At 70.6% G+C, this 18,154-nt stretch carries 16 protein-coding genes and 1 pseudogene; 10 read left to right on the top strand and 7 right to left on the bottom strand.

The window, feature by feature from the left end; genetic code table 11:
* Positions 1-11 precede the first annotated feature (11 nt).
* Positions 12-896: an arylamine N-acetyltransferase family protein gene (locus LY13_RS01020; RefSeq protein WP_253826202.1), complete on the bottom strand. Its 885-nt coding sequence runs from the start codon at positions 894-896 to the stop codon at positions 12-14.
* A 301-nt stretch (positions 897-1,197) separates the two neighbouring features.
* Between LY13_RS01020 and LY13_RS01015 the strand changes: the two genes are divergently transcribed.
* Together LY13_RS01015 and LY13_RS01010 are read left to right on the top strand one after the other, a co-directional pair.
* A complete protein-coding gene (locus LY13_RS01015; RefSeq protein WP_253826201.1) occupies positions 1,198-3,747 on the top strand; it encodes an MFS transporter in 2,550 nt (849 codons plus the stop codon).
* A 92-nt stretch (positions 3,748-3,839) separates the two neighbouring features.
* Positions 3,840-4,286, top strand: coding sequence for a cupin domain-containing protein (locus LY13_RS01010; RefSeq protein WP_253826200.1), 447 nt, complete (start codon positions 3,840-3,842; stop codon positions 4,284-4,286).
* Positions 4,287-4,435: 149 nt separating this feature from the next.
* Here the strand turns inward: LY13_RS01010 and LY13_RS01005 are convergent, their stop codons facing one another.
* Positions 4,436-5,194 carry an endonuclease/exonuclease/phosphatase family protein gene (locus LY13_RS01005; RefSeq protein WP_253826199.1) on the bottom strand — a complete coding sequence of 253 codons (759 nt, stop codon included), beginning with the start codon at positions 5,192-5,194 and terminating at the stop codon, positions 4,436-4,438.
* Between the two features lie 251 nt (positions 5,195-5,445).
* Here LY13_RS01005 and LY13_RS01000 point away from each other — a divergent pair, with 251 nt between their 5' ends.
* The gene (locus LY13_RS01000) at positions 5,446-6,210 is read left to right on the top strand and encodes an SGNH/GDSL hydrolase family protein (protein ID WP_253826198.1); all 765 of its coding nucleotides are present in this window, start codon (positions 5,446-5,448) and stop codon (positions 6,208-6,210) included.
* A 71-nt stretch (positions 6,211-6,281) separates the two neighbouring features.
* Here the strand turns inward: LY13_RS01000 and LY13_RS00995 are convergent, their stop codons facing one another.
* Together LY13_RS00995 and LY13_RS00990 are read right to left on the bottom strand one after the other, a co-directional pair.
* Positions 6,282-7,148, bottom strand: a complete 867-nt coding sequence (locus LY13_RS00995) for an alpha/beta fold hydrolase (RefSeq protein ID WP_253826377.1) — start codon at positions 7,146-7,148, stop codon at positions 6,282-6,284.
* A gap of 100 nt (positions 7,149-7,248) precedes the next feature.
* Positions 7,249-7,482 (bottom strand): hypothetical protein, encoded by a 234-nt coding sequence (locus tag LY13_RS00990; protein WP_253826197.1) that lies wholly within the window; start codon positions 7,480-7,482, stop codon positions 7,249-7,251.
* 228 nt (positions 7,483-7,710) lie between these two features.
* On the opposite strand from LY13_RS00990, the gene pip reads away from it, so the two are divergent.
* The 4 genes from pip to LY13_RS00970 all read left to right on the top strand — a co-directional run bounded on the left by pip (position 7,711) and on the right by LY13_RS00970 (position 11,379).
* Positions 7,711-8,670: a prolyl aminopeptidase gene (pip, locus tag LY13_RS00985; RefSeq protein WP_253826196.1), complete on the top strand. Its 960-nt coding sequence runs from the start codon at positions 7,711-7,713 to the stop codon at positions 8,668-8,670.
* 278 nt (positions 8,671-8,948) lie between these two features.
* The gene (locus LY13_RS00980; protein WP_253826195.1) at positions 8,949-9,152 is read left to right on the top strand and encodes a cold-shock protein; all 204 of its coding nucleotides are present in this window, start codon (positions 8,949-8,951) and stop codon (positions 9,150-9,152) included.
* Between the two features lie 364 nt (positions 9,153-9,516).
* Positions 9,517-9,891: an STAS domain-containing protein gene (locus LY13_RS00975; RefSeq protein ID WP_253826194.1), complete on the top strand. Its 375-nt coding sequence runs from the start codon at positions 9,517-9,519 to the stop codon at positions 9,889-9,891.
* A gap of 363 nt (positions 9,892-10,254) precedes the next feature.
* Complete coding sequence (locus tag LY13_RS00970) at positions 10,255-11,379, top strand: response regulator receiver protein (RefSeq protein WP_253826193.1); 1,125 nt, start codon at positions 10,255-10,257, stop codon at positions 11,377-11,379.
* A gap of 243 nt (positions 11,380-11,622) precedes the next feature.
* On the opposite strand, the gene LY13_RS00965 is transcribed toward LY13_RS00970, so the two are convergent.
* Both LY13_RS00965 and LY13_RS00960 read right to left on the bottom strand, forming a co-directional pair.
* A complete protein-coding gene (locus tag LY13_RS00965) occupies positions 11,623-13,068 on the bottom strand; it encodes an MFS transporter (RefSeq protein WP_253826192.1) in 1,446 nt (481 codons plus the stop codon).
* Positions 13,065-13,928 (bottom strand): alpha/beta hydrolase, encoded by an 864-nt coding sequence (locus LY13_RS00960; RefSeq protein ID WP_253826191.1) that lies wholly within the window; start codon positions 13,926-13,928, stop codon positions 13,065-13,067. The genes LY13_RS00965 and LY13_RS00960 overlap by 4 nt, the downstream gene beginning before the upstream one ends.
* Before the next feature lie 77 nt (positions 13,929-14,005).
* Here LY13_RS00960 and LY13_RS00955 point away from each other — a divergent pair, with 77 nt between their 5' ends.
* Positions 14,006-14,950, top strand: a complete 945-nt coding sequence (locus LY13_RS00955) for a LysR family transcriptional regulator (protein ID WP_253826190.1) — start codon at positions 14,006-14,008, stop codon at positions 14,948-14,950.
* A gap of 220 nt (positions 14,951-15,170) precedes the next feature.
* Here the strand turns inward: LY13_RS00955 and LY13_RS00950 are convergent, their stop codons facing one another.
* Positions 15,171-16,511, bottom strand: a complete 1,341-nt coding sequence (locus LY13_RS00950; protein WP_253826189.1) for a tyrosine-type recombinase/integrase — start codon at positions 16,509-16,511, stop codon at positions 15,171-15,173.
* A 127-nt stretch (positions 16,512-16,638) separates the two neighbouring features.
* On the opposite strand from LY13_RS00950, the pseudogene LY13_RS00945 reads away from it, so the two are divergent.
* Together LY13_RS00945 and LY13_RS00940 are read left to right on the top strand one after the other, a co-directional pair.
* A pseudogene (locus LY13_RS00945) lies at positions 16,639-17,459 on the top strand (helix-turn-helix domain-containing protein).
* A gap of 74 nt (positions 17,460-17,533) precedes the next feature.
* A complete protein-coding gene (locus LY13_RS00940; protein ID WP_253826188.1) occupies positions 17,534-18,115 on the top strand; it encodes a dihydrofolate reductase family protein in 582 nt (193 codons plus the stop codon).
* The last annotated feature ends 39 nt before the right edge of the window (positions 18,116-18,154 follow it).

The following is an 18,154-nucleotide window of genomic DNA, read 5'->3' as shown; positions in this document are numbered from 1 at the left end:
GGCGCTGCCGGTCAGCCTGCCGCCTTCATCGTCTCCAGCAGGGTGGCCGCCTCGCCGTCGGTGAGCACGATGCCGAGGTCGCGCAGCCGGGCCGGCACGTCGTCGTAGCGCAGCTCCGTCACGTCCTTGGTGCCGTCGGGCCGTTCGAGGACCAATGTGCCGCCGAGGATCTCGGTGATCACTCCGGGCTCGAGGCGCATCGCGATCAGGCCCTGCGTGAACGGCGACTTCGGGTGCGTGGCGACGTAGTGATTGAAGACCTCGTAGTCGACCGGCCGCTGAGGCCGTTCGTCGAAGGCGTACTGCGGTTCCCACTCGCCGGCAGTCTGCTTCTCGAGCGTCCACCGGTCGTCGCCGCGCACGAGCCGGCTCGGCCAGCCCGCCTGGTCCACGACGACACCGTCCTCGAGGGGCATGGGACGCAGCACGCTCGCTCCGAAACCGACGTCGGCGAGATACCGGGCGCCGTCGAGGGTGACGACGAGGTTCATGTGGGACTTGGGGCCGTTGCGGTGCGGTTGCACGCGGGCGGTGAGGCGGGTGACGTCGTAGCCGAGACGTTCCAGCGCGGCGGCGAACAGCAGGCCGTGTTCGTAGCAGTAGCCGCCGCGGCGGCGGTCGACGAGTTTGGCCTGGATGTCGGTGAGGTCGAGTGACGGCGGCCGACCGGAGAACGGGTCGACGTTCTCGAACGGGATGGTCCGCACGTGTGCCTCGTGCAGCGCGGTGAGCGCGGCGGGCGACGGCGGTTCCGCGGGGCGGCCGAGGCGCGCGAGGTAGGCGTCCAGGTCGAGGGCGCCGATTCCCCAGTCGCCTGCGTCAGCCGCCGCGGTTGCGGCCTCGGTCGACGGGGACGAGCTGGATGTGCTCGCGGTGGACGTGGGCTGCGCTGTCATGGAGTTCAGCCTCACACTTCGACCGCGGTGGAGGTCAATGCGTCCGTCGCCGGTGGTGCCGCGGCCGGGCGCGGAGGTGAGTTGTCCCACGGAACGCCGGGGAATCCCGTACGAACCACCCAAACCGTGTCGCCCGATGGGGCCAGTCGACGCCTTCGGCCGGAATATATAGTTGCAGCAATCAAGTTATTTGTTATGTTGAGTCAACCGGCTTACGACTGTCGTCGTCACGACTCTGTCCTTACTCAGGGGGTTCACCACGTCCGCGCACGCTCAGACCGTCGAGGATCCCGACGCCACGATGTCCAAGCGCGAGATCATGCAGGCCTTCATCGGCCTGCTGCTCGCGCTGCTCGTCGCGATCCTCTCGTCGACGATCGTTTCCAACGCTCTGCCCCGCATCATCGCCGACCTCGACGGCACCCAGAGCCAGTACACCTGGGTGATCACCGCGATGCTGCTCACCTCGACGGCCACCACGCCGATCTGGGGGAAGCTGGCCGACCTGTTCAGTAAGAAGCTGCTGTACCAGCTCGCCATCGTGATCTTCACCGTCGGCTCGGTCCTCGGCGGTTTCGCCGAGTCGATGCCGGAACTGATCACCTACCGCGCCGTCCAGGGCATCGGCATGGGCGGTCTGCAGGCCCTCGTGCAAGCGGTCATCGCCGCGATGATCTCGCCGCGTGACCGCGGCCGCTACTCCGGCTACATCGGTGCGACGTTCGCCGTCGCCACGGTGTCCGGCCCGTTGCTCGGCGGCATCATCGTCGACTCCCCGCTCGGCTGGCGCTGGTGCTTCTGGGTCACCGTGCCCGTCGCGGTGCTTGCGCTGATCGTGCTCGGCAAGACGCTCAAGCTGCCCGTGATCAAGCGGGACGTGAAGATCGACTGGTTGGGCGCGACACTCATCGTCGGCGGCGTGGCCCTGGTGCTGATCTGGGTGTCCCTCGCGGGCAAGGAGTTCGACTGGTGGTCGCCCACGACCGCCGCATTCCTCGGCGGCGCCGCCGTCGCACTGGCACTGGCCGTGTTCGTCGAGTCGAAGGTCTCCGAACCGGTCGTGCCGCTGAAGCTGTTCCGCAACCGCTCCTTCACGCTCACGGTGATCGGCACGCTCGCCGTCGGCACGGCCATGTTCGGCGGCGCGGTCTTCCTGGCGCAGTACTACCAGATCGCGCGCGGCTACTCGCCCACCGAAGCCGGCCTGATGACGATGCCGATGGTGCTCGGCATGTTCCTGTCGACGACGATCTCGGGCCAGGTCGTGTCCCGTATCGGCAGGACGAAGCCGTTCCTGGTGGGCGGCGCGCTGATCCTCGTCGTCGCACTGAGCCTGCTCGGCACGATCGACAGCGAGATCAACCTGGCCCAGATGGGCGTCTACCTGGCGCTGATGGGCATCGGCACCGGCTGCCTCATGCAGAACCTCGTGCTGGTCGCGCAGAACACGGTCGGCATGCGGGACGTCGGGTCCAGCACCGCCGTCGTCACGTTCTTCCGCACGCTCGGCGGCTCCGCGGGCGTGTCCGCGCTGGGTGCGGTGCTCGCGCACAACGTCTCCGACTACATCGCCGAAGCGGCCGCCGCGCGCGGCCTGCCCATGAGCGGTGGCGCCACCGGTGGATCCGGCGGGACCACCCTCGACGTCGAGGCGATGCCCGCACCGGTGCAGGCGATCGTGCGCTCCGCCTACGGTGACGCCATCGGCGACGTGTTCCTCATCGGCGCCGCCGTCGCCGTGGTCACGTTCCTCGCGGTGGTGTTCATCAAGGAGACGCCGCTGCGCAGCACGCTCGACCTGGCGGACAAGGGGACCGAGGACACCGCGGGAGCCGGTGAGGCGGCGACCCCCGCAGGCGACGACGTGCCCGCCGCCACGGTGCCCGCGACCGATGCGGACACGGCACGGGTCCCCGCCGCGCGGCCGGCGTCGGAGGTGCCCGCCTCCCGGCTCGCGGCCGCCGCGTTCGCCGCACGCAACGGTTCCACCGCCGACCGGCCGGCCACCGTGCACGGCGTCGTCACGGCCGCGGGTGAACCGACACCCGGCGTCACGCTCACCCTGACCGACGCGTCGGGCGCACAGGCCGATCTGACGCGCAGCGCCGAGGACGGCACGTTCCGCGTCGGCGCGCGCGAACCGGGCCGGTACATCCTCATCGCCGCCGCCGAACACCTGCAGCCCTCGGCACAGTCGGTCGAGCTGGGGACGAGCCCGCTGCACCGCGACATCGCGCTGACCGGCTCCGGGCAGATCAGCGGGCGCGTCCGGACGCCGCAGGCACGGCCCGTGGGCGGGGCGACCGTCGTGCTCACCGACACCGGCGGCGACGTGCTCGACGCGAGCATGACCGGCGGTGACGGCTGGTACCGGTTCCCCGACGTGGCGGGCGGCACCTACACCCTGGCCGTCACGGCACAGGGCTACCGGCCGCAGGCCACACCCGTCCGCCTGGCCACCGGCGAACGCGTCACGCAGGACGTCGAGCTCAGCGCGGCAGGCCACCTGGAAGGCACCGTGCGCTCGGAACTCAGCGGCGCCGCCGTCGCCGAGGCCCGCGTGGTGCTGCTCGACGAGGTCGGCGAGGTCGCCGGGGTGACCATGACCGCCTCGGACGGCACCTACCGGTTCGACGACGTCGAACACGGCCACTACACGGTCATCGCCAGCGGCTACGGGCCCGCCACGGCGACGGTCCAGGTGGGCGTCGAGGAGGGCAGGCAGGACTTCGAGCTCGGCTACTCCACCGCAAGCGGCGGCCCGGCGCCCGCACCGGGCGACTCCGGGCCGCGGCGCGCCGTGGTCCGCGGTGACGGCGTCGCCGAGGACTCGGACACCCCGCAGGGCTGACGCCCGAGGCGGGGATCGTCGGGGGTGATCGGGGCGGGACGGCTGTCGCGGCCGTCCCGCCCCGATGTGTGTGCGGACTACACTCCGCGGCCATGTCGACCCCGCAACGACCGCCGCTCGCCGCGGCCCTCGACCTCGAACCACATCCCGAAGGCGGCTGGTACCGGCAGACCTGGGTCGCCGGCCACACGTTCAGGCCGGACGGCTATCCCGGCGACCGCTCCGCCGCGACCGGCATCCACTACCTGCTCGCTCCAGGTGAGGAGTCGGCGTGGCACCGTGTCCGCAGCGACGAGCTGTGGCTCTGGCACCGCGGCGGCCCGTTGACCCTGCAACTCGGCGGCTCCGGCGACGAGCCCGACACCGCACCGCAGACCTACACGCTCGGGCCCGCGGTCGAGGACGGCCAGCACCTGCAAGTGCTCGTGCCCGCGGGTGTGTGGCAGACCGCCAGGCCCGCAGGCGACACGGAGGCGCTCGTGTCGTGCATCGTCTCCCCCGGCTTCGACTTCGAGGACTTCGAACTGCTGCCCCACTGACGCCGCCGCCCCACTGATGCGGCTGCGGCGGTGACACCACGGCCACGCACGAAACGACCACGGACGAAACGGCCACGGACGAAACGGCGCCGGGCTCGCGTGCGAGCCCGGCGCCCGTCATCGGTGCCGACACCGGTCTTCGTTCGTGATTACAGCCGGACCCGCATCTTGTAGGCGTGGTGGTCCGAACCCCACTTCGGACGCTGCAGCGCCAGGGAGTGCTGCACGTTCGTCGGCGCGTACATGTGGTCGAGCCGCACGCCCCGCACGCCCTTGATCGGCGTGTACTTCAGCGGCGAGGGCATCGGCAGCGCCTTTCGGCGGTTGAAGTCGCCGACCACGAACAGTCGTGCGTTCGGGTGGTTGGCGTGCAGCGTCCGGACCTTGCTGCGCAGCTTGCGCATGTGCGTGTACCACCGCTCCCGCCGCTCCGGATGCTTCGACCACGCGCCGGAGATGAGGTGCGTGTTCACCACGATGACCTTCTTGTTCGTACCACGCAGCTTCAGCTTCACCCACGTCACGAAGCGTGCGGGCGTGACGTTGGCTTCGCCCGGGTGGGTCCGCTGGTAGCCCGAGGCCAGCTTCTCGAATCGGTGGTTGCGCCACGAGATGGGCACCTGGTGCGAACCGGCCGAGTTCGGGCCCGTGGCGAAGTAATGCCGGTAGTTGTCGGGCAGCTGACGCCGCAGCTTGTCCTTGGACCGTTGGCCCTTGACCTCCTGCCAGCCGATGATGCCGGCGAAGTTGTTGTAGTCGGCGGCGCCGCGGAGCGTGTTGTGCGTACCGATCGTGATCCGCGGATCCACCTGCGCCGTGGCCGGTGCCGCCGCGGCCGCCGGAGCGAGCGTCGCTCCGAAGACCGCGCTCAGCGCCACGACGCCGAGTTTCACTCGTTTCCTCATCATGACGAAAACCCCCCAGGTTTCCTGCTCGGCCACCAGGTGACCGTCGGTTGTGTCGCTGTTCGTGCTCGCTGTTCGGTTGTGGCGGCGTCGACGTCGCCGCGGGCGACGGCCGGCTGTGGCGGCCGAGGCCTGCGACCTCGACGCCGATACGGACGGTACGGTCACATCCGGGCGCCGGGAACCTGCGCCGGTAGGCGGCTGTCGGCCGGTGCGTGCCCGGTCACAGGTACCCGCTGGCTAGAGTCGGGGGCATGTTCGAGCGGTTCGTCGCACTGGGAGATTCGTTCACCGAAGGGGTCGGTGACGACGACCCCGACTACCCGAACGGCGTCCGCGGGTGGGCCGATCTCGTCGCCGAGTCACTCGCCGCGGCGAACCCGTCCCTCGGTTACGCCAACCTCGCGGTGCGCGGCCGGTTGCTTCACCAGGTCGTCGCCGAACAGCTCGAGCCCGCACTGGCGCTGCACCCGGACCTGGTGACGCTCTACGCGGGCGGTAACGACCTGATGCGGCCCCGGCCCGACATCGACGGCCTGGCCGAGGCCTACGACGAGGCGATCGGCAAACTCGCCGCCACCGGTGCGACGATCGTGCTGTTCACCGGCGTCGACGGGGTGGCCGATCCCGTGTTCCGGAAGATGCGGGGCCGCACCGCGGTCTACAACGAGCACGTCCGGCTCATCGCGGCACACCACGGCGCGCACGTCGTGGACATGTGGGCGATGCGCGCGCTGCGGGACCGTCGCATGTGGTCCGACGACCGCATCCACCTCGGTCCCGACGGGCACCGGACGGTCGCCACCGCCGTGCTCGACACCCTCGGCGCACGCCACACGCTGCGGCCCGCCGACCTGCCGCCCGCCCCTGCCGACACCCCGGCCCGGCGGCGCAACGAGAACCTCCGGTGGGTGCGCACCCACGTCGTGCCCTGGATCCACCGGCGACTGACCGGCACGTCCTCCGGCGACGGCGTCACCCCGAAACGGCCGACCCCGGAGCCGGTCACACCCCGCTGAGGTCCGGTCCACCGGTGGGTCTCGACGCTGTCGCAGCGGGACCCGTGCGTAGGTACTCCCCGGGTTCGTGCCTATTCGTGCTCCGGGCTTGCGATGGTTTCCGCAATGTGCTGCAGGACGAGTTGTGGCTGTTCGAGAGGTAGCTGATGGGTGGCGTCCTCAGCGAGGACGACCCGGCCGTTGGGGGCGAGCTCGGCCAGCTGCCGATGGTCGGCGTCGAGGTGCCGGCGATGCTTCGCCGGTATGCGCTCCGGCCGTATCGCGGCGGCGAGCACCGTGGTGGGTACGTCCGGGAAACAGGCGCCGCGTGCTGTCATGGCCTGGTGCACTTCGCGCAGGTGCGTGTCCATGCGGGCCAACATCCGGGAGAGCTCTCTGATCGCACGCGGTGTGGTGTAGAAGCTCGTGGCGAGCTCCAGCATCTCCCGACTCGGCTCCGTGCCGGACGTTCTGGTGACGCTGCGGTGGATCAGTCGTTGTCCGAAGGCGGTGCCGAACAAACCTGCCGCCGAGGCGGACGCCATGGCCCGAAGTTGCGTCACGCCGAGGAACTGCAGCGGTAGTCGGAGTGCGGCCGGCATCGGTACGGGTGCGGCCGGAGTGGGGTCGACGAACACCAGACCGGCCACGTCGCCGGGATGCCGAAGGGCGTGCATCGCCGTCACTAGTCCGCCGTAGGACCAGCCGACGAACACCGCCGGCAGTACGACCCCGGTCGCGTGGACGAGTTCGTGCAGGTCGTCGGCCATCTGAGCGATCGTGCGTGCCTGGCAGCCGTCAGAGTGGCCCACGCCGCTCCGGTCGTATGTCACGACCGTGGCCATGCTGGCCAACCCGTCTTCGAATTCCCTGCCCCAGCCGCCACCGACACCTTGACCAGTGCCACCGCCGTCCAACACGACGGTGGGACCCCGACCGCGGATCTGGGTGCACAGCATCCGTCCGTCGACCTCGATCAGCCGGGGAGTGTCCCCGAGTTGAGGAGCATTTGCGCTGTGCATAGCAACGAGTTCCCTTCTCCGCACGGGTGTGGTGAGGTCAGCGGTTCCCGGGCAGTAGCCGATTGCCGCCGTACTTCTTGTGGACGGCCTGTTTGGACACCCCGAGAGCACCGGCGATATCCGTCCAGAGCGCGCCCTGGACACGGGCTCGCCGCACAGCCACCGCTTCCCTCCGGTCGAGCTCGCGACGGAGCTCGGCCGCAGCTCGCAGTGCGGTCAACGGATCAGGGTCGTCGGCGTCGGCGACAAGCGCGGTCAATGCCTCATCCATGGAGTCAACCTACGTTGACCACATCGTTCTGGTCAACCCAGGTTGACCAGAACGTCGGGAGTTCCCGTGTGGTGGACAACCTGCCCGCGGCCGGGTCGCGAAGTGGATCGTGCTCCCTGGCTCTTGATCGCAGGTCCGCCGGTGGTGTCGGATGCGGGCGATGCTCCCGTGATTCTTCGAGTGTCGAGCGCCCGCTTCGATGCCCTTGCCACCCCGTCTGGAGATGTGATGCGCGAGTTGTATCCGCAGATCGAGCCGCACACCACGGGAATGCTGCCCGTCGGTGGAGGGCACGAGCTCTACTGGGAGGAATGCGGCAACCCCGTGGGCAAGCCCGTCGTGTTCCTCCACGGCGGCCCCGGATCGGGGTGCAGGCCCGGTCATCGACGCCTGTTCGACCCGGAGCGCTACCGGGTCGTGCTGTTCGACCAACGCGGTGCCGGCCGCAGCACGCCCAACGCCGGGCGGATCGACGCCGACCTGACCGCCAACACGACCTGGCACCTCGTCGACGACATGGAACGACTGCGTAATCACCTCGGCATCGATCGATGGCAGGTGTTCGGCGGTTCGTGGGGCAGCACACTGGCGCTGGCATACGCGGAAACGCACCCCGACCGCGTCACCGAACTGGTGTTGCGCGGCGTGTTCACGGCGCGCCGCAAGGAACTCGACTGGAACTTCCGCGGCGGCTCCGCGTTCCTGTTCCCCGACCGGTTCGAGAAGCTCCTGGAACCCGTCCCCCACGACGAACGTGACGACCCGATCGAGGCCTACCACCGGCTGTTGTCCGATCCGGACGAGTCGGTCCGAAGCGCGGCCGCCGTCGCCTGGGCACAGTGGGAGGCGGACACGGCCTACCTGCGACCGAACAGCGAGTTCATCGCCGGCTTCACCGATCCCGAGCACGCCGCCGCGCTCGCGCGGATCGAGGTGCACTACTTCCGCAACGGCTGCTTCGTCGAGGACGGGCAGTTGCTGCGCGAGGTCCACCGCCTGACCGGCATTCCCGGTGTCATCGCGCAGGGCCGCTACGACGTGGTCACTCCGCCCGTCAGCGCGTGGGACCTGCACCGGGCCTGGCCCGACTCGGAACTGACCGTCGTGCCCGACGCAGGCCACGCCTTCGACGAACCGGGCACGCTCGACGTCCTGCTGGCGGCCACCGACACGTTCGCGCGCGACTGATCCGCCGCGCGGCGCGAGCGCCGGAGGGGTTCGAGTGCGACGGCGTCCGCCTTGCGCGTTCGCCGGTGCACTCCGGGTGCAGGCGACGTGCGAAGCGTGTAGTGTGGTCAGTGGTCGTAGTTTTCTGGGTTCGTGTTTTGTGCATGCTCGCAGGATGTTGATGCGGGCGAGCTTCTTTCTTTGGTTGTAGCTGGAGTAAGCCGCCGTCTGAGATCGCCGGCCCGGGCCTCCACGCGGTGTGGTTGCCCGTCATACCTCAGCTCCCGAAGGAGACAGTCATGATCAACGGAACCGTGAAGTGGTTCAACTCGGAAAAGGGCTTCGGCTTCATCGCCCCGGACGAGGGCGGCCCGGACGTGTTCGTGCACTACTCGGCCATCGACGCGTCCGGTTTCCGGACCCTCGAGGAGAACCAGAAGGTCACCTACGACGTCAGCCAGGGCCCCAAGGGCCCGCAGGCCGACGTCGTGCGCGCGGCCTGAGACTCCGCTGAGTTCCTCCCGGCCCGCACCCCGCGTGCGGGCCGGGTACGGCGGTGTCATCCGGAGCAGTTCCCGCGTCCGCCACCACGCCGTGCCGGTGAGGCGAGCGGAGCCGAACCGGTCCACGAGCCGATCGAGTCCAGCAGCATGCCCGTCGCCGCGACGACGCTGCCCACCACCGGGCGCGCACCCGCGAGACGGCCGGCCATAGCCTGCCGCAATTCCCAGTTCCTGTTTCCCGGTCGAGCCGAACGCGTTTCCCGCGCGGCGGCTCCCGGAGCCCTCCTTCTTCCCGCAGGCCCGCAGCGGCAACCCCCGAGTTGCGCCGAGGCCGCGGGATCCTTCGACATGCATTGGAGGCCCCGTGCGGGCCGACGACAACCTGACCACGACCGTGTCCGCCGTCTTCGCGGTGGAGAGCGACCTCGCCGATGCGAACGTCGCCCTGCTGGCCGAGCGACTCTGGCCGCATGTGCTGACGGGACCACCCGAAACCCTGGTGGACCTTGCCCGGACCACGACCATCGACGCCGCCGGGCTTGATCTCCTGAGCGCCGCACACACCTACGCGGCCCACCGGCACATCGCCTTCCACATCGTCAACGCGGCACCCCACCTGCACGGCATGTTGCAAGCGGCCGGTGTCAGCGCACTCCCGGCGGCGCATCGCCCCCGCGCCGCGTTCGCCATCACCACGCGCCCGCCACCGCAGTCGGACACTCCGTTGGCGATGGCGTGATCAGGACGTCGATGTCGAGGCCGAAGGACCGCTCCAACTCGACTCGGGCTCGCATCTCCGGCAGCCGGCCGTAGGACTCGGCCCCTGCGCTCCGTACCGCACGGCGTCAGCGAACCCCGGTACGGCCGCGCTGCCGGCGTCGCGCTTCCGTGCCTGTGGCCGCGCCCCACTGGTAGCGCGGCCACATCGCTCCCGTGGGGCGTTGATGCGGCTCATCACCACCCGCGCAGGCCCGTGACCGAGCGGTCGCGGACTGTCAGATCACTCAGCTACAAAATATATCTTCCGTAGCTGTCCGATGTTGTAGTTTTCGTATCCATAACCCAAGTTACAGGATCTATAATCCACTACTAGGATGGGCGCATGAGCGCGGAGAGTGTGACGGTGCACGTGACGGACCCGCAGGCGGCCCGATGCGGCTTCCGGCATTGCAGGCAGCCGCTACCGCCGCCGGGTCCCCGTGGCGGACGGCCCTACGAGTTCTGCCCCGATCGCCGATGGCCCGACAACAAGACGTGCAAGCAACTGGCGGCCGCAGAACACGCGCTCCGCACCGCGCTCGGTGACACCGATCCCCCGACGGCACTACGCGACGCGACCGACACGTTCGCCGAGGCTTCCCGGCAGGCCCTCGAACCGCTGCAGACGCTCGGCAGCGCGCTCGAAGACGTCACGGCACGCATGCAGGAGGAGCTGACCGCCGCGGCCACCCGGGCCGACGAGGCCGACGCGGCCGCCGAACAGGCCCGGCAAGCGCAGGCCGAAGCCGAGGAACGCGCCGCCGAGGCGCAGCGGCTCCGGGACGAGGCGATCGCCGAGGCCGATCGGGCACGAGCGGACGCCGACGAGGCGCAGGACACCGCGCAGCAGGCCACCTCCGCCGCCGAGGCGGCCGCGCTCGCGCAGGCGCGCGCCGAGGCCACGGCGGAGGCGACAGCCGAGCGGGCACGCACCGCCGAGGACCAGAACAAGGTGACCCGGGCTCGGGTCGACGAACTCACCGAACGCCTCGACCAGCTGCGCGGGCAGTTGGCACAGCGCACCGGCGAGCGCGACACCGCGCAGGCCGCGCTCGAGGAACACCGCACCCGCAGCCGTGACCTGGAACAGAGCCTCACCGAAAGGCTGACGGCGGCGACCACTCAGCTCGACGACGCCCGCGAGGCGCAGGCCGAGGCGTCGCGGCGGGAGCAGGAACTCGCCCGCCGGCTCGACGAGGTCACCGCCGAACAGCGGCGGGCCGAACAGGACATCGACGGCGTGCGCGCCGAACTGGCCGAGGTCCGCGCCGACGCGGAACGCCTACGCGCCCGCGCGGCCGACGCCGACGAACGATGCTCCGCCGTGGACACCGTGCTCCATCGGGTGCACGCGACGGTGCTCGAACACACCGACGACCCGGTTACCTTGCGGGAGCACGTGCTGCGGGAACTCCTCGCCCGTGAAGGAGCACCGGAGGCCGGATCATCGGACGCAGACGGTTCCTGACCCTGGGGGTTGGGGAAGAACCGGGCGACACTGAACGTTCCGCCCTCGCTCGCGCGCGCAGCCGGATGGTGGGCAGCGTCCGTGCCGGGTGGCTGGGCCAGCACATTCGCGCGACCAGTTCCGTGACCGGGTGTGCCCGGCGCCCGTTCGGGCAGTGACCTTTCCGATCGAGTCTCGCCGCACGGCGAGTGAGAGTGGTTCGGGCATGAACCGACATTGTTCGAGCGACTGTGCAGTCGAGCTCTACGTGGTGGGCGGCAACCGGTGGCGCAATCCCGAGGACGACCTGTGGGCTGACTTCGATCCGCGCCTACGTGGTCCGGTCCCGGACTGATCCGGCCCGGAATCGGTCCGTCGCAGTCGGAGGGCGAGCGAGGCCGTGATCAGGAAGATCGCGGCCTCGTAGGACATGGCGTGGCCGAACGCAGCGCCGGCACCGTCGGACGGCGCGAAATAGGCCATCCCGGCCGCCGTCACCCCGATCGTGCCGCCGAGCTGCTGAGCCGTGGGCAACAGCCCGGACACCGAACTCGCCGCGGAGGACCGCACACTCGCCAGCACCAGCGTGAACACCGAGGCTGTGAACAGGCCGAACGCCGCACCACCGGCCGCCAGCACCGGCAGGGCCACCACGCGTCCGGCCTCGGTGTCGATGAGCAGCGCGAGCACCAGTGCCATACCCGTCAGAACCAGTGCTGCGACCGTCAACGCCGTCGAACCCAGGCGACGGGAGAAGGACGGGGCTGCGCGGCTGCCCGGGATGGCCGCGGCGGCGAACGGTGCCGACACCAGCGCGGCGGACAGCGCCGAATATCCGAGGGCGGACTGCAGGTGCAGGAACAGCAGATACGTGAACGACGGCACCCCGGCGTTGAAGACGAACACCAGCAGCACGCCCCGCCGAGCGGTCCCGTCCCGCAGAACCGACGGGTGAATCAGGGAGTTCTGCCGATTCCGGAGAGTGCGGGCGAAGCAGCTGAGTGCCGCCGCGGCCACGGCGAAGGATGCCCACGTCCACCAGGGCCAGCCTGCCTCCCGGCCCAGCGCACACGGCAGAATCAGCGCACCGAAGCCGGTGGTGGCCAGCGTCGCCCCGACCCAGTCCACGCGCTGCTCGTCCGTACCGGGCGTGTGAGGCAGCAGCCTGGCCCCTGTCAGCGACACGAACGTTACCGGCAGCGTGACCAGGAAGACCGCGCGCCAGCCGAGACCGAAGAGGTCGGCGCCGATGAGCAGCCCACCGACGAGCGGACCGGCCAGCGAGGCCACGCCCATAGTGGCGCCGTACAGGGCGAGGGCTCGTGGCCGACGTTCCGGGGAAACGCCGGTGTGGATGAGCGAGAGGACCTGCGGGGCGACCAGGCCACTGCCCGCGCCCTGAACCAGTCGGGCCGCGATCAGCCATCCGGCGCCGGGCGCGGCGGCGGAAGCCATCGAGCCGACCATGAACACCGCTGTGCCCAGTACGAACAGGCGCCGGTAACCGTATCTGTCGCCCAGCCGTGCGGCGGTGACGAGTACACACGCGTATGTCAGGGTGTAGCCGACCAGCACGAGCTGCACCGCACCGGGCCCCGTGTCCAGACCGGACCGAATGGCCGGAGCTGCGACCTGCGCGATCGTGACGTTGAGCAGCTGCACGAAAGTCGTACTCAGCACCACCGGCAACAGGAATCGCCGGTCGTTCATCGGACCAGGGCCTCGGCGAGTTCCCGCGGCCGGGCGGCGAACGGGCTGTGGCTGCCCGGCAGGGTGCGGACGGTGAACGGCTCGTCCGGCATGTCCCGGTCGGCCTCCGCGATCATCAGGTCCTGGGCTGCCGTCGGTTGCGCCCGGTCTTCCTCGCAGCGCAGGAAGGTACGCGGGATACGGCCCCACCGCGCCGCGGTCAGTGTGATCGGGGTCGCCGGGATGGCCAGCGGCAGGTCGGGGATCAGCGCGGAGCGCCAGCGGTCGAAACGGTCGGCGGGTGTGTCGTGGTAATGGGTCTGCCGCAGCTCCTCGACGTAGGAGGGGTCCGGTGAGAGCGGGTCGATCCGTACGGCGCCCAGCGCCTCGGGGTCACCGAGGTTGAGTTCCTGCCCCCGTGTGGTGGCGCTCTCGGGGGCGCCGAGGTAGTCGAAGAACCGGGGGCGGCCTGCGGGGACGAACGCGGAGACGTAGATGATGCGGTCGACCAACTCGGACGCGCGTTCCGCGGCCAGCGACGCGGGACCGCCGCCCGCGCTGTGAGCGACGAGCACAACACGGCGGTAGCGGCGGACCTTGCGCAGCGTGTCCAGAACGGCATCGGCACAGTCGTCCATCGTCACGTCGGCGAGCGGCGACCTCTCGGTCAGCAGACCGGGTCGATCGCCCAGCAGGTACCCGCTGGGCAAGGCAGCGTCGAAGCCGTGCCCGGGCAGGTCAACGGCCACGCTCGCGGCACCCAGACCGGCGAGTACCCGCTGCGTTGCCGCCCAGTGCCACGAGGCGTGCCAGGCGCCGTGCACGAGAACGAAGACGGTGCTGTTCAGATCGGTGCACGTGGAGTTCGGGGATGGCGTCATGACTCCCATCCCAGTCGGTGACCACAGCACCCATCAAGGGAAAGATATGGAAGTCTGGTTGGTGATACTTCCAGTATATGGACGGGATGATCATGGAAGCGCGGCATCTCCGGTATGCGCTCGCCCTCGCCGAGCACGGACACTTCGGTCGGGCGGCCCGTGCGCTGGGCATTGCACAACCCCCGTTGTCCAAACAAATCGCCGACCTGGAGCGCGAAGTCGGGGTCCGGCTGTTCGACCGCGCGCGCCAGGGCGTACTCCCGACCGGCGCAGGTGAGGCGTTCCTCGTCCGAGCGCGGCAGGCACTGGAGGACATGGCGGCCGCCGTTGTCGACGCTGACCGGGCGGCGCGCGGCGAGACGGGTCGACTGCGCCTGGGGTTCATCGCCTCGGCACTGCTCGAGCCGCTGCCGGACGTCCTGGGCCGGTTCGGCAGCGAGCGGCCCGACGTACGGCTGGAGCTGCACGAGATGGCATCCGGTCGCAGCACTGCGGCCCTCGTCGCCGGAGAGCTGGACGTGGCCGTCACGCTCGGACCACCACGGGGCGTCGGGGTCGAACATCTGGTGTCCGTCCCGATCGGACACGCCCATCTGACCGCCGTCGTCGGCAGCGCGCACCCGTACGCCGGCCAGGCGTCCGTGAGCGTGGACCAGCTACGGCGACAGCCGCTGATCGTGGCCGCCGAGGAGGACGAGCCCGCGATCGCCACCGGGCTGCGTACGCTACTGGGCGAGGACGCAGTCGCGCTGGACGGTGCGACCGTTGCCAGGGACGTGCACACGATCATCGGCCTGGCCGCTTGCCAGGTCGGTGTGGGCCTCGGGCCCTCCCGCATGCTGTCGGCCCCGCGCCCGGGGGTCCGGTTCTGCGAAGTGACCCCACGCACGGCGCTGCCCGACCTCGTCCTGTCCTTCGTCGATCGGAACCGCTCCCCAGTGCTGGGCGCCTTTCTCGACACCGTCCGCGGGAGCTGTCCCGACGTCGGCACCGCGCTCGACCGACGATCGGGCCACACATAAGTACCGGATTCGGTTCCGGCATCGCGGCGAGCCCAAGCACCTCGCCCAGCACGCCGGGAGGAACTCGGCCGCGCGGTGCGAGATCCCTGGCGGGCTGCAGTTCGTGGATGTACCGGAACTCCGTGACGATCCCCGGGACGAGAACAGAACTCCATCCAGACCCGATGGCCATCGCTTTCCCGCTGCTGTGCGGCTCAGGACAGTTTCAGGAGTACAGGGCCTACTCGGACCCGTCGTCGCCGGTGAACCAGGTGCCCGCGACGAGGTCGACGGCGCTGCGCTCGGGGTCCGGCGCGGCGTGGTCGTAGACCTTGCGGGTGGTGTCGATGCTGCTGTGTCCGACGTCGCCCTGCACGTGGGCGAGGTCCGCGCCCGCCTCGACGGCGGTGGTGACGTAGAAGTGCCGCAGCGCGTGCGGATGCATCGCCTCCGCCACCTCGGCGAGTTCCGGACCGGCCGATGCGGCGACCCGGCGCAACAACTGCCAGATCGCCTGCCGCTGGAAACGCCTCCCCGTGCGGGTACGAAGAAGCGGCCGCTCCCCGGTGGGGGCGGTGCGCTCTCGCTGCACCGTCTTCCCTGTCGAAGCCCTGTCCTTGGAGGCGGCGGCCTCCCGGACGCGGAGGCGGTACTCGGTCAGCGCGGCCTCGGCGGGCTCGCTCAGGTACACGATGCGCGTCTTGCCGCCCTTGCCGTGCACCCGCAGGGCCCGCCGTCCCCGCGTGACGTGGAGGTCGGACTCGTCGAGCCCGCACAGTTCGCTCACCCGCAGGCCGAGGGTGAACAACGCGACGACCGCGGCCGCGCGGGCGGTGTCCACCGGACCCGCTCCCCTGCGCGGCGCCGCGGCCGCGGTATGCAGCGCCCGCACCTGCCGTCCGGTCAGCGTGACCGTGGCCGACGTGCTGGTCGTCGCCGTCGTCAGGCCGAGTCGGCGTCTGCTCAGCGCCGCCGGATTCCCCGTGACCAGGCCCTCCTCGGCCAGGTAGGCGTACAGCGTCTTGACGGTCGCGAGGAGACGATCGCGTGTGGACGGTGCGGCACCCGCGCCTGCCACGGCCTCGAGCCAGGCCTTCACGTCGCGGCTGGTGGCGCGCAGCGGGTCGAGTCCGCGCGCGGCGCACCAGCGGAACCAGTGGACCGTCCGCAGCCGGCCACGCGGCGCCGGTGGCGGACGCCGCGCCGCGCCGTCGGCGGCCGGTGGCTTCAGCTGCAGGGCCGCCGCGTAGGCCGCGACCGCCTCACGCCAGTCCGCGCCGGGCGCCCCGCCGCTTCCCGCGAATGCGGCTTGCGGCTCCCCGCCGTCCGGTGTGGACGCGGGTGATGCCGCGGACGCGGTGATGGTCCGAACCCATTCCTCGACGTCGTCGCTCGTGACGGGCAGTCCGAGTCCCTCGGCGTAGGTCCGGCGGGTCTGCACGTTGCCGTACCCGGTGAGCCAGTCCGCGATTCCCGACAGCAGCGCGGCCGGGTCGGACGCCCCGGGCCACGGCTCCGTCCCGACCCACGGCTCCGTCCCGGCACACGCAGGCCGCGGGAGGGGAACCGGCTGCTCACTCATCGCAACCGACCGTAGCGCATCACGGGCCCCGCCGGTCGGCTCGTGACCGGTCCGCTGCCGGCGGTCGCTCGGGTGGACCGTCGCGGCGGCGGTCGGCGATGCTGTCGGGGTGGAGTACGTGTCCCGGGTGCCGCGACCACCGCTGGACGGGCTGATCGACGACCTCTACTACCTGGCGGGCACGCCGCCGTACGCCCGGCTGATGCTGCCGCCGAGTCCGTCGGCTCTGCTCGTCCTCAACCTCGGGGACGACCTGCGCATCCGCGCCGGCACCGACATCTCGGCGGCCGAGTACGTCGACGGCTGCGTGGTCACCGTGCCCACCCGCGCGTGGGAGTTCGGCTACCCACTCCGGACGCGGACCGTCGGCGTGCACTTCAAGCCGTGGGGGCCTGCACCCTTCCTGCCGTTGCCCGCGGCCGAGCTGCGGGACCGGCCGGTCACGGTGGAACAGGTGTGGGGCCGGGCCGCCACTACCGAGCTGCGGGAGCGGCTGGCCACGGCGCCCGGGCCGCACGAGATGCTCACGCTCCTTGAGGAGGAGCTGATGCGGCGGCTGTGCGAGACCGCAGGCCTGGACTGGTCCGCCACACGAGCAACGTCGTCGCGGCAACCGGCGGTGCGGTGGCGATCGGTGACCTGACGGCGGCGGCCGGCGTCAGCAGCACTCAGCTGGCACAGCGGTTCAAGGCGCTCGTCGGCCTCACGCCGAAACGGCTGGCCCGCACCGTCCGTTTCTTCTCCGGCGTGTTCCCGATCGACCCGGCCGAACCGGTCGACTGGGGCGCCGTCGCCGCCGATGCGGGCTACTTCGACCAGGCCCACTTCGGCCACGAGTTCCGCGCGTTCACCGGGCTCACGCCGACCCGCTACGTCGAGGCCCGGCGGCGGTTCCAGCGCGAACACCCCGGCCACGCGCTGGACGGCTGGCCGCTGCCCGCCGATTGAATTCTTACAAGAACGGCACCGCACGCCACCCCTAGCCTCGGGGACATCGGCGAGACGGAGGAAAGGAGAGCCCCGTGGGCAAGGTGGTCATGTACAACGTGGTGTCGGTCGACGGCTTCGTCGCGGACGCCCACGACCGGCCCGGACCGCTGTTCGACTGGTATGTCAACGGCGACGTCCCGTTGGACGAGAGCGGCGCGTTGACGGTGTCGCGGACGTCGCACGACTACATCCGGCCGTTCTGGGACGAGATCGGGGCGTCGGTCTTCGGCCGCCACGTCTTCGACATGACCGGCGGGTGGGGCGCGACACCCCCGGGCGGCGTCGACCACGCGGTCATCGTGACGCACCGGCAGGCCCCCGAGGGTTGGGACGCCGAAGCGCCGTTCCACTTCGTCGACGGCATCGAGGCGGCCATGGCCACGGCGCAGGAACTCGCGGGAGACCGCACGGTGGCCGTCGCCGCCGGCGACGTCGGCGGCCAGGTGTTCGCGGCGGGCCTGGTCGACGAGGTGCGCATGGACGTCGCCCCCGTCGTGCTCGGCTCCGGTAAACGCTACTTCGGATCGGTCGACACCCAGCACCTGCTGGAGGATCTCGACGCCGTGGTTCGGGGTGACCGAGTGCTGCACCTGCGGTATCGGGTGCGCCGGTGACCGGACCGAACGGGAACGCGGAGACGCCCACCCCGGCCG

The sequence above is a fragment of the Prauserella aidingensis genome, assembly GCF_024171865.1.
Taxonomy (GTDB): domain Bacteria; phylum Actinomycetota; class Actinomycetes; order Mycobacteriales; family Pseudonocardiaceae; genus Prauserella; species Prauserella aidingensis.
Note: the sequence above shows the minus strand (reverse complement) of the source record. Positions and strands in the feature narration are given on the sequence as shown.

What these genes read in the sequence shown, in the direction of transcription:
- LY13_RS01020 (WP_253826202.1), bottom strand. Translation starts at nt 896, where the DNA reads ATGACAGCGCAGCCCACGTCCACCGCGAGCACATCCAGCTCGTCCCCG.
- LY13_RS01015 (WP_253826201.1), top strand. Translation starts at nt 1,198, where the DNA reads ATGTCCAAGCGCGAGATCATGCAGGCCTTCATCGGCCTGCTGCTCGCG.
- LY13_RS01010 (WP_253826200.1), top strand. Translation starts at nt 3,840, where the DNA reads ATGTCGACCCCGCAACGACCGCCGCTCGCCGCGGCCCTCGACCTCGAA.
- LY13_RS01005 (WP_253826199.1), bottom strand. Translation starts at nt 5,194, where the DNA reads ATGATGAGGAAACGAGTGAAACTCGGCGTCGTGGCGCTGAGCGCGGTC.
- LY13_RS01000 (WP_253826198.1), top strand. Translation starts at nt 5,446, where the DNA reads ATGTTCGAGCGGTTCGTCGCACTGGGAGATTCGTTCACCGAAGGGGTC.
- LY13_RS00995 (WP_253826377.1), bottom strand. Translation starts at nt 7,148, where the DNA reads ATGCTGTGCACCCAGATCCGCGGTCGGGGTCCCACCGTCGTGTTGGAC.
- LY13_RS00990 (WP_253826197.1), bottom strand. Translation starts at nt 7,482, where the DNA reads ATGGATGAGGCATTGACCGCGCTTGTCGCCGACGCCGACGACCCTGAT.
- pip (WP_253826196.1), top strand. Translation starts at nt 7,711, where the DNA reads ATGCGCGAGTTGTATCCGCAGATCGAGCCGCACACCACGGGAATGCTG.
- LY13_RS00980 (WP_253826195.1), top strand. Translation starts at nt 8,949, where the DNA reads ATGATCAACGGAACCGTGAAGTGGTTCAACTCGGAAAAGGGCTTCGGC.
- LY13_RS00970 (WP_253826193.1), top strand. Translation starts at nt 10,255, where the DNA reads ATGAGCGCGGAGAGTGTGACGGTGCACGTGACGGACCCGCAGGCGGCC.
- LY13_RS00965 (WP_253826192.1), bottom strand. Translation starts at nt 13,068, where the DNA reads ATGAACGACCGGCGATTCCTGTTGCCGGTGGTGCTGAGTACGACTTTC.
- LY13_RS00960 (WP_253826191.1), bottom strand. Translation starts at nt 13,928, where the DNA reads ATGACGCCATCCCCGAACTCCACGTGCACCGATCTGAACAGCACCGTC.
- LY13_RS00955 (WP_253826190.1), top strand. Translation starts at nt 14,006, where the DNA reads ATGGACGGGATGATCATGGAAGCGCGGCATCTCCGGTATGCGCTCGCC.
- LY13_RS00950 (WP_253826189.1), bottom strand. Translation starts at nt 16,511, where the DNA reads ATGAGTGAGCAGCCGGTTCCCCTCCCGCGGCCTGCGTGTGCCGGGACG.